The following is a 13387-nucleotide window of genomic DNA, read 5'->3' on the forward strand; positions in this document are numbered from 1 at the left end:
GATTTAATGAAAACGATGTATTTTGTAACAGCGTTATGTGCCGCTAGTTTATTTACTGGCAATGCATATGGCGTAAAACAAGTAGAAGTGCTCAAGCGCGATGGGCATCAAAATGAGATCCCTTTACTTGATAATCGTTTTCGCATAGATAGCAAAATAGATGAAATAACACTGCTGTTTTTTAGAAAATCAGGTGCACCTGCTGTTATTTTAGTGCGGCCCGATGGCAGTAAGTACTTTGCTACTGACTCAGTTAAAAACCCTAACTTAGATTGGTTTGACGAACTCAGCTACGATTTAGTTACCATAAAAAAACCTATGGCGGGTCCTTGGCAAGTAATAGGCAGTATTTTACCCGACAGCAGAATAGTTGTATTAGGCGAAATATCTCTTGAGGCAGAGCCTCTTCCTTCAATGTTGTTTAGAGGGGAGACAATAAAAATCACTGGCAAAATACTAAACGACGGTGAGCCAATTAATACAAACCTATTTAGAGATGTTGTGAGCCTTAATGTTGACTTTGTAAGTACCAACAATGAAAACTTTGCTAACTTTGGCGCAGGCATTCAAGAAGTAGCGGAATTTAAAGACGATGGACGTGGATTTGATGAGCGTCCTAAAGATGGTGTGTTTACCGGCGAGTTTACTTTAGATTTTCCTGCGGGTGAATGGACACCAGAGCTTTACGTGGCAACACCTCTGCTGCAGCGCCGCATTGTGCAAAATACAATAGAAGTGCACGAGCCACCTTTTATAACCGAAGTCGCGTTAGCAGAACAAGACACAGACGAGCATCTGTTAACTATAAATATAGACCCAAGTATTGTTAAGCCAGAGACAGTCATCATCCAGGGAAAAATCTACTATCCCAATAACGAAGAGCAAATGTTTACCATAGATGCTGCAGCTAAAGACTCACGTCAGCTTAGTGTTAAAAATTATGATTGGGGTAGATATAGTGTTGAACTGTCTGTTTTTGGCACTAATATTAATGGCCGTGAATTTATGGCAACGCTACCAACGTATAAATTTGAGATAGAACGACCCATAGAAGCGGTGCCCGAAATTGATTCGGCAACAATTATTACGCCAGATAAAATGATTGAGAGCGAGCCTGTTGAAGAAAAAATGGCCACATCTACAATTATTAGTTTAATTGTAGGCTGCAATACGCTCATTTTATTACTCGGTTGGTTGTTAATTCGTATATTTGTTCAGAAAAAACCGATTAAATTTAAAGTGAAGCTGCCTTTTTTAAAGAAAAAGAAAACAAGTGAAGGTGATGTTGCCGAGGCAGAAAAAAATCAAGTTGGTAAAAACGGCTCAAAAAATGACAGATCAGGTGAAATTTTAAACCTTTCGATGGCAGATGACTAAAAAACCTATAAAAAAACAAAAAAGCCCTTGACGAAATAGGGGTTGGTTCGTATTATTCACGCCGCTGTCAGGGAGACCTAAACAGCAACGAAAATATGGAGTGGTAGTTCAGTTGGTTAGAATACCGGCCTGTCACGCCGGGGGTCGCGGGTTCGAGTCCCGTCCACTCCGCCATTTTCGTAAAACTTGTAAGTAAAAGCTGGAGTGGTAGTTCAGTTGGTTAGAATACCGGCCTGTCACGCCGGGGGTCGCGGGTTCGAGTCCCGTCCACTCCGCCAACACTTACACAACGTATGGTTGTAAAACATATTCTTATTATGGAGTGGTAGTTCAGTTGGTTAGAATACCGGCCTGTCACGCCGGGGGTCGCGGGTTCGAGTCCCGTCCACTCCGCCAATAAGAAAAAAATAACAGTTTAAATATGCGCTGGAGTGGTAGTTCAGTTGGTTAGAATACCGGCCTGTCACGCCGGGGGTCGCGGGTTCGAGTCCCGTCCACTCCGCCAACTATTTAAACAATGTTATATTACAAAATTTGTATGCTGGAGTGGTAGTTCAGTTGGTTAGAATACCGGCCTGTCACGCCGGGGGTCGCGGGTTCGAGTCCCGTCCACTCCGCCAACAAATTAAGTAATAACAAGTATAATGATATCTCTGCGGAGTGGTAGTTCAGTTGGTTAGAATACCGGCCTGTCACGCCGGGGGTCGCGGGTTCGAGTCCCGTCCACTCCGCCATTTGATATCATGATTAAAATTAGTAAGTGCATTACCCCATGCACATACCACTGCGGAGTGGTAGTTCAGTTGGTTAGAATACCGGCCTGTCACGCCGGGGGTCGCGGGTTCGAGTCCCGTCCACTCCGCCACTTGTTATTTCCTCAATAACAAGTTTATAAAATACTTGATTAAATAATTCAGTAAAACTTTTTTGGCTATCAGCTAAAAAATCGAATTTTTAATATTACCTTACTAATAATCATCTTCTTCTATCTCCATGAATAGTTAAAAACTTAGCACTGAATACCGCTCCAACCTTAAATTGCCCTATGGTGTCACACATGACGTAATTAGCTCTTATCGGTTATAACGCTAGTTAAAGTATTTACTCATGGTAGAGGCTATTTCAGTGATTTTAACGACCTTAATTTTTTGCATGGTTGGTATGCAGTGTGAGCTGGATCATCACTCCAATCATTATACCAATCCGCAATAATACTTAATCATTTTGCGGGGCTAAACGTGTCGCTAGCTGTGTTAAAAAATTCTCATTTAGAAAAACTAAATAGCGAATTTTTTGCCTAGCTATCAACACGTTTCTCCATCCTCAAAATAGATCACTTAATTAAGCGAATTGGTATTAGTTGTTTCTCATAACAGAATTCTTATAATGAATAATCGGTTTAGAGGGATATTTTATGATTGAAGTCATAGGCTTAAATAAGCAATTTTCTGACAATGTTGTTTTTAAGGATTACAGTAAAGTTTTTTCAGATCAAAAGGGGTGTATTGAAGCGTCTAACGGTCAAGGAAAAACGACATTACTTATGATGCTAGCAGGACTTGAAAAGCCACAAAGTGGTTCACTTTTATTCGCAGGTAATCGGTTGAGCACTCCAACAAAAACCGTAGCAATTGCCAGTGACCGTATTGCGTTACCAGATTTTTTAACTGCAAATCAAATTATTGATTTATCTGTTAACACATTAGGTTGCGATTGGCCTCATTCGCTGGTTAACGGGTTTAACTTTAATGCATTTTTAAATACGCGATTCGAAGCACTGTCGTCGGGAAATCAAAAAAAATGCCAGCTAATTTTAGCATTAATGCGTAAATCCCCTTATTTATTACTAGATGAGCCAAGTGCTGCGCTCGATCAAACCAGTATTCTTTACCTTTTGAGCCAACTCGATGCTTATTTGGCTGATAAACCCAATGGGAAAATTATCATTACTTGCCATGAGCCTGCTGTATTTATTGAGCATGGTTTTGAGTGTATCTCGCTATGAGTATCATAAGCGTAAAAAGTAAACTCAATCAGTATCTCGCGTTTATAAGTTATCGGTATTTAGCGTACACGTTTGAGCTTAAGCAATTGCTTCAGCAGCTAAAAAACTTTGGTTTGTTATTTTTAGTTGTGTTGGGATCATCCGCTCTTGGGTTTGTATTATTGCTTTTTTTAGGCCTTGGACAAATTATAGACAGTGCTGATGCGCCTTTATATGGCGCGCAAATGGCACTATTTTACTTGTTATTGCAAAGCGTGATGATAAGCGCAATGAAACTGGCGATTAAAAATAGTAACCAACGGATATTTCAACTTACGATCGCTCACCCTAGCTGGCTTCACCTAGCCGATATTAAATTGTTATTTATCAGCAATGGCTGGCTTATCGCTAGTTTGTTGATAGCGCTTGACCTTACCTTGGTACAGTGGTTAAAAGTACCGCATTTTATAGTGTTTATGTACCTTCAGTTAGGGTTAGGTGTTGTATGTTTATATAAGCCTAGTGCACTAGTTTATGGTTTTATATTAAGCAGCCTATTTTTATTTACTCCCATCGACATACCGCCGCTTATTTATCATATTGGTTTTTCAATCATCTTTAGCATTAGCTTGCTTATACCTAGAGTTAATATAAATGGGCGTGTTAGTGTTCGGTCATTATTTGGTTTTTGGTTTTGCTACTTTATAAACCATAGCTGGACACTGGTATGGCGTATGTCGTTACTTTTATGTGTGTTTATGGGCTCGTCTACGTTAGTCGCTGAGCGTGCCGATCTCGTTAATATTCTTGATGCTGTGGCGATGGCTTTTATTGTATTATTTTGCAGCTCATTACAATTTGATTGCGCTAAAGTTTATGCACAATATCGCTTGTTTTTTAATACATTCCAAAAAGCACGGACGTTTTATATTAGCCAGTTTATACCTAGTATGCTGTTATTTTTAGCGACCTTTGTAACTTACAGCATTACGTTTGAGAGATTAAACATTATTTTGTTGAGTTTAGGTTTACCGTGGTGTTTGTTGCAGGTTTATTTTGCACAAAAAAAACCAGCGCATTATGCGCTGGTTTGGATTGTTTTTACAGCTGGGCTGCTTGCTTTACTAAATTAGTTAAGCAGCATCAGCTTCTTTTTTAACGCTATTTCGTGCTGCTTTGCCTGCAAGTAAATCAGCAGGGTCAAAGTCATCAACGTTAATAACATCTAACCGAGATTGCTCAACGGCAGCTAGTTTATCAGCCTCTGCTTGGCTTAATATACCGGCTTCAAGCCCCATTTGCGCTACTTTATCAAGCTGAAAGAATGGCAGTTTAAGGCCTTTTTCTTTACATACTCTTTCAAATAATGGCTCAACATCAAGGACGTCTTTAAGCGTTTGCTCTTGACGACCTACAAGGTTAAGTGGCTCATTTGTTAGGTATACGTAGCTTGCTAAACGGTTACGCGTTTCGCTAGGTACTTGTAGTAGTTGTGCTAGTTTATGCTCAAGTTGGTCAGTTGGTTTACGAACAGGGCGACCAAACGGGAATAACAATACTTTTAACACGGCACGTAGTGGAGCCGAAGGCATGTTATTAATTAAATCAGCAAGTGCACGTTGGCAATGGTAAAGGTGATCTTGGCAACTCCATTTTACTAGAGCAAAATCTTCTTTTTTACGGCCTTCATCGTTGTAACGCTTAAGCGTTGCAGATACTAAGTATAGGTAACTAAGTAAATCACCTAAACGTGCTGAAATACGTTCTTTACGTTTTAGTGAGCCACCAAATACTGCCATGCTAATGTCTGACATAAGTGCAAGTGATGCACTAAAGCGTGACGCTATACGGTAAAATTCAGCGGTTTCGTCGTTGTACGGCACACTTGTAAAACGAGCGCCGGTAAGAGCAAGCCACTTAGTACGTACAAGGTTCGACATAGTAAAACCAATGTGACCCATTAGCGCTTTATCAAATACGTTAAGCGCCTCTTCGCGGTCTTCAATTTCGCACGCACCAAGCTCGGTAAGTACAAATGGGTGACAGCGAATAGCACCTTGACCATAAATAATCATATTACGGGTCAAGATGTTTGCACCTTCAACGGTAATGGCAATAGGTGCACCTTGATAGCCACGACCTAAATAGTTATTTGGCCCAAGCATGATGCCCTTACCGCCAAGTACATCCATTGCATGAATAGTTGCATCACGCATTTGCTCTGTCAGGTGGTATTTAATAATGGCAGAAACTACCGATGGCTTTTCGCCTAAATCAACCGCACCCGTAGACATACTAACCGCAGCATCAGAGCTGTAAGCGTAACCAGCAAGTTTTGCTAGTGACTCTTCAACACCTTCCATTTTACCAATAGGTAAACGGAACTGACGACGAATTCGGCTATAAGCACCTGTCGCAATAGCAATCATTTTAATGCCACCGGCAGAGTTTGACGGTAACGTAATTGCACGACCAACCGATAAACATTCAACCAACATGCGCCAGCCTTGACCAGCCATATCTGGACCACCAATAATGTAATCAAGTGGTACAAAGATGTCTTTACCGCGAGTAGGACCATTTTGAAATGGTACGTTAAGCGGGAAATGTCGACGACCAATTTCAACTCCAGGAGTATCCGTTGGAATAAGTGCACAGGTAATGCCTGGCTCTTTATTGTCGCCAATTAAGCCATCTGGATCTTGTAATTTAAACGCCAGACCAAGTACGGTAGCAACTGGGGCAAGTGTAATGTAACGCTTATTCCACGTTAAACTAACACCCACAACCTCTTCGCCATTCCATTGCCCTTTACACACCACACCGTAGTCTGGAATTGAGCTTGCATCAGAACCCGCTTCTGGCGACGTTAATGCAAAACATGGAATTTCTTGACCGCTCGCTAGGCGCGGTAAGTAATGATCTTTTTGCTCTTTTGTACCATAGTGTTGTAATAATTCACCTGGGCCTAAAGAGTTTGGTACACCAACAATTGACGAAAGTAATGTTGATTTACTTGTTAGTTTTTGAAGTACACAAGACTGTGCAAATGCAGAAAACTCTAAACCGCCGTATTCTTTTTTGATGATCATGGCAAAGAATTTATTATCTTTTAGATATTGCCATACATCTTGAGGAAGGTCGGTTAGTTCGTGCGTTGCTTCCCAATCGTCCAACATGCTACATACTACTTCAACAGGGCCATCAACAAAGGCTTGCTCTTCAATAGTAAGTTTAGGAACTGGGTATTGGTGAAGTTTTTTCCAATCTGGGTTACCGCAAAATAAGTCAGCTTCCCACCACGTCGTACCGGCATCAATAGCTGATTTTTCAGTATCAGACATGCTTGGCGTTACTTTTTTAAACGTAGCAAAAATAGGCTTGATGATATATTGCTGACGAAGGCCAGTAACAGAAAGAGGAACCGCGATGATCAAAAAGATCAACCAGCTAATTAAACCAAAAGCACCCGCAAAGGTACCAATTAATAAAGTTATAGCCGAAACACCAAGTGCTGTGTTCCAACTTGCTCTGTGGTAAACCGCAGTGCAAAGCAACGCGATTAGAACCAGTGTAAATATGAGTGTCATTTTTATTCCTTAATAGAGGTCAGACCACCTCGCTTAGAGTAGCGCTAGTAACAGTAATTTTCAAGTACATAACGATGTTAAATTGTAGTAGAAAGTAACTTAAATACGATATTTAATTACCCGACAGAGGAACGCTCAATAACTATCGTATAGTCAAAGCATTAGCCGTAAGTAGTGTTAACGTAAAAATAAATAAATCTAATAGCAAAATGACACTTTTTAAGTAAGTATAGCCGTTATAGCGGGCTGCAATTTAGTGTACGCTTAATACACAAATATTCGCTATTTATTTTAATGTATGGTTTTTAAGGGTTATTTTATTAATGTGTGAATTACTTGGCATGTCAGCCAATGTGCCTACCGATATTTGTTTTAGTTTTTCAGGCCTTTTAGAGCGTGGTGGTAATACAGGTCCTCATAAAGATGGTTGGGGTATTACATTTTACGAAGGTAAAGGCTGTAGAACCTTTAAAGATCCTGAGCCGAGTTATCAATCTGAAATTGCAAAGCTCGTTAAAGCATACCCCATTAAAAGTGTCTCGGTTATTAGCCACATTCGCCAAGGTAATCGAGGTCGGGTATGTCTTGAAAATACTCATCCGTTTACTCGTGAGTTGTGGGGGCGTGAAATAACCTATGCTCATAACGGGCAGCTTTCAAATTATCATGATTTAAAACCTGAATATTATCGACCTGTGGGTAATACCGATAGCGAGTTGGCATTTTGCTGGTTGCTTGACAAAATTCGTGAAAAGTACCCGCAGCGACCAAGTAATATGGCGTCGGTTTTTAGATATGCGGCTAAGCTTTCGCATACGCTACGTGAAAAAGGCGTGTTTAATATGTTATTGACCGATGGGGTGTTTGTTTTAGCGTATTGCACTAATAACTTACACTACATAACGCGCCGTGCGCCATTTGGTAAAGCAACGTTGATTGATGCCGACATGGTGGTTGATTTTCAACAAGAGACCACACCAAACGATGTAGTAACAGTTATAGCTACAAGGCCTTTGACGAATGATGAGCGCTGGCAAAAAATGGAGCCTGGGGAATTTGCATTGTTTAAAATGGGTGAGCTAATTTAGCCCACCTATTTTAAATACTAACTTAACTTAACTTAGGTTTAATTAAATTTAGTTAGCTTCTTGAGGTTGTGGTGCTGTAGCAGGCGCAACAGCTGTAGGCGCAGTAACAGTAAATGAATTCATTTGAACTTCAAACTGCTCCATACCTTTTTCGCCTTTCCACATACGTACCAGCATGTAATCCATTTCTGGCGCAAACCATGCAATTGCTTGGCGTTTATCGTTATCGTATAAACGCTTCACTTTAATGGCTTCTACATTACCGATAGGTAAGGAGATCATCTCTTTTTCAACAACTTCAAAGTTGTAGTCGCGGCGGTTACCTTTTTTATCTATAAGGGGGAATGAAAAGCTTGTTTCGCCTTTTTTCAATCCTTCGCGCACTTGCACTTGGTACGAAATAGCATCCTGAAATTCATCAGTCCATTCGCATTTAAGTGGGTATTCACTAGCGCTGCTAGTCACTACTTTGTTTGTTGTATCAAAATCAATTTTGTAATCTTTATCTGGGCCTGTCCCTGTACGAATCATGTTGTAATGATGCGGGGTAACCTTGCCATCTTTAAAGGTAAACTTTGATGTTTCTTCACGAGAGTCAGAGAAAATCATCCACTCAATATTACTGTGGTATGTTAATTCATAAGTATCGTCGCCCGTTTTTTTGAGCTCACGAACAGCCTCACCATGATTTTTACCTTTGCGTAAAATATCGTAATTAGCTTGATACTGGGTCAATTCGCCTGCAATTAGGCTAGTTGGAAGTAAAGCGCCCGCACATAACAATAGGGCACTTATTTTTTTATTGTGGGTAGTGCGCGCCGTGTGCAGGAAGTTGTTTTTTGTCAAGAACTGCATAATCTGCTTCCATAGTAAGTCTGTGTTCACTGAACCACTTGACCACCAAAGGATAAATTATATGCTCTTGCTCATGCACGCGTTTTGCTAATGTTTCTGCTGTATCATCCTTGAGTACAGGTATTTGCGCCTGAAGAATAACGGGACCGCCGTCTAATTCTTCAGTAACAAAGTGAACACTTACGCCATGAACATCGTCTTTTGCATCAATTGCTCTTTGGTGGGTATTCAGCCCCTGATACTTAGGCAACAAAGATGGATGAATGTTCAACATTTTTCCAACATATTTTTGCACTAAGCCAGGAGTAAGAATACGCATAAACCCAGCTAATACAACTAGATTTGGCATAAAAGAGTCGATAACGTTCATTAATTGCGCATCGTACGCTTCGCGCGAGTCAAAATCTTTATGACTGAGCACTTTTGTAGCAATACCTGCTTGTTTTGCACGCTCTAGGCCATAAGCGTCTGCTTTATTACTAATAACAGCCGCTATATGCCCGTTTATCTCGCCACGTTCGCAGGCATCTATGATGGCTTGTAAATTAGAGCCACTACCTGAGATTAAAACTACCAGACGAGTCGGTGCCATTACTTAGCACCACCTACAATTTCAACTTGCTCTTTGCCAGCTGCTGCATCTTGAATTTCACCAAGGTGCCATGCATTTTCGCCCAAGTCTTTTAGCATTGTTAAGCTTTGCTCAAGTTTGTCAGCAGGGACTACTAAAACCATGCCTACACCACAGTTAAATGTACGGTACATTTCGTGTGTAGTAATGTTGCCGTTTTCTTGTAACCAATTAAAAATTGGTGGCCACTGCCAGCTATCACCTTTAACTACAGCTTTTGCTGAAGCGGGTAATACGCGTGGAATGTTTTCCCAAAAACCGCCGCCAGTAATATGCGAAAGCGCATGTACGTCAACGTTTTTGAATAACTCAAGTAAAGGTTTTACGTAAATACGCGTAGGCTCAAGTAGAGTTTCGCCTAATGTTTTACCTTCAAAGTCAGCGCTGGTATCAGCTTTTGACACTTCAAGTACTTTACGAATTAAAGAGAAGCCATTTGAATGAGGACCGCTTGAAGCAAGTGCAATAAGCTGATCGCCTGCTGCTACTTTTGTGCCATCAATAATTTTTGATTTTTCTACAACGCCTGTACAAAAGCCTGCCATGTCGTAGTCTTCACCATCATACATACCTGGCATTTCAGCTGTTTCGCCACCAATTAGGGCACAACCTGAAATTTCACAACCTTTGCCAATACCTGTCACTACGTCAGCTGCTGTGTCTACATCTAGTTTACCAGTTGCATAGTAATCTAGAAAAAACAGGGGTTCAGCACCTTGAACAATTAAGTCGTTTACACACATTGCAACTAAATCAATACCAACCGTATCGTGTTTTTTTAAGTCGATTGCTAAACGTAGTTTAGTACCAACACCATCTGTGCCTGCAACTAATACTGGTTGCTTGTAGCCTTCAGGAATTTCGCAAAGTGCGCCAAAACCACCAATTCCGCCCATTACTTCAGGACGACGAGTTTTTTTAACTACGCCTTTAATACGCTCAACAAGTGCATTACCAGCGTCGATATCTACGCCCGCGTCTTTATAGCTTAGAGACTGTTTTTGTTCGCTCACAGGTTTTCCTCAAAATAGTTGTTTTGGGTTGCTTAGAAACGCGCGTATTTTACAACAATTGCAAGGTCGCGGCTAGCGTAAATGTAATTTTGAAATAATTAACAAGGACACTTGTCCGCTGTTTGTTGTTTAAATAAACAAAAAAACGCCCGTAGGCGTTTTTTTAGTATTAAAGGCGTTAAATTAACAGCTATGCTTTTGCGGTTAATATGGCTCGAAGTGGAGCGGGGTAGCCTTCAATTGTTTTACTTGTATCGTTTGGATCTAAAAAGTCGATTAACGATTCGTTTTCCATCCAGTCGGTTTTACGTTGCTCTTCAAGCGTGGTAATAGCGCAATCTTTTATTTGCACATCTTTAAAGCCAACGCGCTCCATCCACAGCTTTAATGCTGCAGTACTTGGAATAAACCAAACGTTGCGCATTTTAGCGTAGCGGTCGGTTGGGACTAATACCGTGTTTTCGTCGCCTTCAATTACTAGGGTTTCAAGTACGAGTTCGCCGCCTGGGCGAAGCTGCGCTTTTAACTGCGCTAAAAAGTCGATAGGTGAGCGACGATGATAAAGTACACCCATAGAAAAAACAGTATCAAACGCTTTAAGCTCGGGTAATGCTTCTACGCCTAGTGGCAGTAAATGTACGTTTTCATCTGGGTTGTAGTGTTTAATTGCCTGAAACTGACATAAAAATAAATCAGATGGATCAATACCCACGACAAACTCTGCGCCTTCACCGCGCATACGCCATAAATGATACCCTGAGCCACAACCAATATCTAAAACAGTGCGGCCTTTTAATGGCTCAATATGAGGAAGCAGGCGGTCCCACTTCCAATCACTGCGCCACTCTGTATCTATTTCAATACCGTGCACACTAAATGGGCCTTTGCGCCATGGCATCATGCGTTTTAATAAATGCATGGCTTGCTTTTGCTCGCCATCACTCATCTCGCCAGCGGCGCCAATTTCTACCTTTGTAGAAATATCAACATGGGAAGTTGCCACCTCAGGCAAGTTTTTAAGTACTTTTTGCCATTTAGGCAAATCACCATGGCTAGCCTCGTTTTGCCAATGTTTTAATTGAGCAGGGAGGGTTTCTAGCCAGTGACTAAGTGGGCTTTGTGCGATAGATGCGTAAAATTGGTTAAACCATTGAGACATGGATGACTCTCTTTATTTAATTGCTACCATTGAGCAAAAATTAAAACATTGATACCACACTTGAGTTTGGCTAAAACCAATATCTTGTAAGCGAGTAAAGTGAGCGCTTAGTGTATCTGGGCGCATAACGTTTTCGATGGCGGTACGTTTTTGGCTTATTTCAAGCTCAGAGTAGCCATTGTGACGTTTAAAGTCGTGGTGCAAATCAATTAATAGGTTATCGCATTGCTCGTTTTCGGCTTTAATTTTTTCGCTAAGTAGTAGCACGCCACCAGGTTTAAGATTAGCGTATATTTTTTCAAGCACGGCTTGGCGCTGCGCATGTGGAATAAATTGCAGTGTAAAGTTCATTGCCACAACCGATGCGTTTTGAATCTCAAGCTCGTTAATATCGCCCAAAGTAACAGTAACCGGCACATCCGATTTAAAACCTTGTAAGTGCACCTTACAACGTTCAACCATAGCTTGAGAATTATCTACCGCTATTATATGGCAGTTATCGGTGCGAATGTTACGGCGCATGCTAAGCGTGACTGCGCCCAAAGAGCAGCCTAAATCATAAAGATTTGAGTTACTTTGTGCGTATTCACCCGCAAGTTTACCCATTGTACTGACAATCGTTGCGTAGCCAGGCACAGAGCGCTGGATCATATCTGGAAAAACTTCGACTACATTTTGGTCAAAGCTAAAATCTTTTACTTGTTGCTCAGAGGCATAAATACTGTCTTTTATGGTCACGAAGGCAGTCTCTTTGTAAATAATGGCGCTATTTTAACATTTTATACTGGATAGTCAGTGATAAATTCAGTAGCTTGACTAGAATTATGAATAATAAGTACAAAAGAGAAGATTAAATGAGCAAAAGTAAGGTCATCAGCACAGACGATATATTAGCAACCCTTTGTCATTCAGTGACAGGTGTACTCACATCAGCCAGCGGTAATGGTATTAGCTACTCAGCCATGGTGCAAAAAATAACACGTACATGTATGCGACCAGATATTGGTTGCTTTGTTTTATTTGACGGCGGTTTTACAGGGCTCGTAATTACCAACTTTACTTCGCAAGCGGCGATGGAAATTTATGGCGATTACATGCGCAATATGGGAATGCCAGAAGATGAAATAGCGCATAGCCATTTATCAGACGACGTATCAAACGTACTAGGCGAGTTGATGAATCAAATTGTTGGCGACTTTACGTCTAAAGTGCGTGAGCAATTACATACGTCTATTACGCAAAACCAGCCAAAAATGATGGCAATAAACAAGCAAGTGCAAATATCGGTAGATACCACGATGGATCGCCCGCAAGCCCGCCGCGTAACATTCACCACAAGTAAGCAAAATATCTTTTACTTGGAATTAGCGATGGATAAAACAGAGTTCATTAAATTACACGACTTTGATATTGCAGAAGCACTCGACCCAGATGACATAATTGAAAACGAAGCACGTAAAAAAGCGGACAAAGAAAAAGCATCTACCGCAGTAGAACAAGATGATGGCGATGATGATTTTATGGCAGGCCTAGGGCTTTAAGTCTATTTACGTAGGTTGGGTTGAGAGAAACGAAACCCAACGACTGCTCAGCTATTAATCTTTAGTTATGAGTGTTCAGGTTAGTGATTAAAATAAAAGCGCGATTTATATCGCGCTTTTGCGTCATGTTAGCTTTATTTGAATAAGTA

Annotated in this window: 11 protein-coding genes and 7 tRNA genes; 12 read left to right on the forward strand and 6 right to left on the reverse strand. The window is 40.9% G+C overall.

What is annotated here, in order from left to right; genetic code table 11:
• Positions 1-6 precede the first annotated feature (6 nt).
• The 10 genes from H5159_RS12185 to H5159_RS12230 all read left to right on the forward strand — a co-directional run bounded on the left by H5159_RS12185 (position 7) and on the right by H5159_RS12230 (position 4494).
• Positions 7-1377 carry a TIGR03503 family protein gene (locus H5159_RS12185; protein ID WP_182780354.1) on the forward strand — a complete coding sequence of 457 codons (1371 nt, stop codon included), beginning with the start codon at positions 7-9 and terminating at the stop codon, positions 1375-1377.
• A 97-nt stretch (positions 1378-1474) separates the two neighbouring features.
• A tRNA-Asp gene (locus H5159_RS12190) sits at positions 1475-1551 on the forward strand.
• 27 nt (positions 1552-1578) lie between these two features.
• Positions 1579-1655: transfer RNA gene (locus H5159_RS12195), tRNA-Asp, on the forward strand.
• Positions 1656-1696: 41 nt separating this feature from the next.
• Positions 1697-1773 (forward strand) — tRNA-Asp (locus tag H5159_RS12200).
• Between the two features lie 32 nt (positions 1774-1805).
• Positions 1806-1882 (forward strand) — tRNA-Asp (locus H5159_RS12205).
• A 38-nt stretch (positions 1883-1920) separates the two neighbouring features.
• Positions 1921-1997 (forward strand) — tRNA-Asp (locus tag H5159_RS12210).
• A gap of 37 nt (positions 1998-2034) precedes the next feature.
• Positions 2035-2111, forward strand: a tRNA-Asp gene (locus H5159_RS12215).
• 54 nt (positions 2112-2165) lie between these two features.
• A tRNA-Asp gene (locus H5159_RS12220) sits at positions 2166-2242 on the forward strand.
• A 549-nt stretch (positions 2243-2791) separates the two neighbouring features.
• Positions 2792-3382, forward strand: a complete 591-nt coding sequence (locus H5159_RS12225) for an ATP-binding cassette domain-containing protein (protein ID WP_182780355.1) — start codon at positions 2792-2794, stop codon at positions 3380-3382.
• Positions 3379-4494, forward strand: a complete 1116-nt coding sequence (locus tag H5159_RS12230) for a DUF6136 family protein (RefSeq protein ID WP_182780356.1) — start codon at positions 3379-3381, stop codon at positions 4492-4494. Before H5159_RS12225 ends, H5159_RS12230 begins: the two co-directional genes overlap by 4 nt.
• Here the strand turns inward: H5159_RS12230 and fadE are convergent, their stop codons facing one another.
• The gene (gene fadE, locus H5159_RS12235) at positions 4495-6951 is read right to left on the reverse strand and encodes an acyl-CoA dehydrogenase FadE (protein ID WP_024594254.1); all 2457 of its coding nucleotides are present in this window, start codon (positions 6949-6951) and stop codon (positions 4495-4497) included.
• 323 nt (positions 6952-7274) lie between these two features.
• On the opposite strand from fadE, the gene H5159_RS12240 reads away from it, so the two are divergent.
• Entirely contained in the window at positions 7275-8039 is a 765-nt protein-coding gene (locus H5159_RS12240) for a class II glutamine amidotransferase (RefSeq protein ID WP_165724201.1), read from the forward strand.
• A 48-nt stretch (positions 8040-8087) separates the two neighbouring features.
• On the opposite strand, the gene H5159_RS12245 is transcribed toward H5159_RS12240, so the two are convergent.
• From H5159_RS12245 to cmoA, 5 genes are all read right to left on the reverse strand, one after another.
• Positions 8088-8822 carry a DUF3108 domain-containing protein gene (locus tag H5159_RS12245; RefSeq protein ID WP_182780377.1) on the reverse strand — a complete coding sequence of 245 codons (735 nt, stop codon included), beginning with the start codon at positions 8820-8822 and terminating at the stop codon, positions 8088-8090.
• Positions 8823-8838: 16 nt separating this feature from the next.
• On the reverse strand, positions 8839-9486 hold the full coding sequence (gene purN / locus H5159_RS12250) for a phosphoribosylglycinamide formyltransferase (protein WP_002959994.1): 648 nt from the start codon (positions 9484-9486) through the stop codon (positions 8839-8841).
• Complete coding sequence (purM, locus tag H5159_RS12255) at positions 9486-10538, reverse strand: phosphoribosylformylglycinamidine cyclo-ligase (RefSeq protein ID WP_182780357.1); 1053 nt, start codon at positions 10536-10538, stop codon at positions 9486-9488. Before purM ends, purN begins: the two co-directional genes overlap by 1 nt.
• Before the next feature lie 190 nt (positions 10539-10728).
• Entirely contained in the window at positions 10729-11697 is a 969-nt protein-coding gene (gene cmoB, locus H5159_RS12260) for a tRNA 5-methoxyuridine(34)/uridine 5-oxyacetic acid(34) synthase CmoB (RefSeq protein WP_182724929.1), read from the reverse strand.
• 12 nt (positions 11698-11709) lie between these two features.
• A complete protein-coding gene (cmoA, locus tag H5159_RS12265) occupies positions 11710-12435 on the reverse strand; it encodes a carboxy-S-adenosyl-L-methionine synthase CmoA (RefSeq protein ID WP_007378000.1) in 726 nt (241 codons plus the stop codon).
• A 116-nt stretch (positions 12436-12551) separates the two neighbouring features.
• Here cmoA and H5159_RS12270 point away from each other — a divergent pair, with 116 nt between their 5' ends.
• Positions 12552-13238 (forward strand): DUF3334 family protein, encoded by a 687-nt coding sequence (locus tag H5159_RS12270; RefSeq protein ID WP_182696245.1) that lies wholly within the window; start codon positions 12552-12554, stop codon positions 13236-13238.
• Positions 13239-13387 lie beyond the last annotated feature (149 nt).

The sequence above is a fragment of the Pseudoalteromonas sp. SG43-1 genome (assembly GCF_014164415.1).
Taxonomy (GTDB): domain Bacteria; phylum Pseudomonadota; class Gammaproteobacteria; order Enterobacterales; family Alteromonadaceae; genus Pseudoalteromonas; species Pseudoalteromonas distincta.

Bases quoted from the DNA above. Each gene is read 5' to 3' on its own strand.
- H5159_RS12225 (WP_182780355.1), top strand. From the start codon at position 2,792: ATGATTGAAGTCATAGGCTTAAATAAGCAATTTTCTGACAATGTTGTT.
- H5159_RS12230 (WP_182780356.1), top strand. From the start codon at position 3,379: ATGAGTATCATAAGCGTAAAAAGTAAACTCAATCAGTATCTCGCGTTT.
- H5159_RS12270 (WP_182696245.1), top strand. From the start codon at position 12,552: ATGAGCAAAAGTAAGGTCATCAGCACAGACGATATATTAGCAACCCTT.
- cmoB (WP_182724929.1), bottom strand. From the start codon at position 11,697: ATGTCTCAATGGTTTAACCAATTTTACGCATCTATCGCACAAAGCCCA.
- purN (WP_002959994.1), bottom strand. From the start codon at position 9,486: ATGGCACCGACTCGTCTGGTAGTTTTAATCTCAGGTAGTGGCTCTAAT.
- H5159_RS12185 (WP_182780354.1), top strand. From the start codon at position 7: ATGAAAACGATGTATTTTGTAACAGCGTTATGTGCCGCTAGTTTATTT.
- fadE (WP_024594254.1), bottom strand. From the start codon at position 6,951: ATGACACTCATATTTACACTGGTTCTAATCGCGTTGCTTTGCACTGCG.
- H5159_RS12240 (WP_165724201.1), top strand. From the start codon at position 7,275: ATGTGTGAATTACTTGGCATGTCAGCCAATGTGCCTACCGATATTTGT.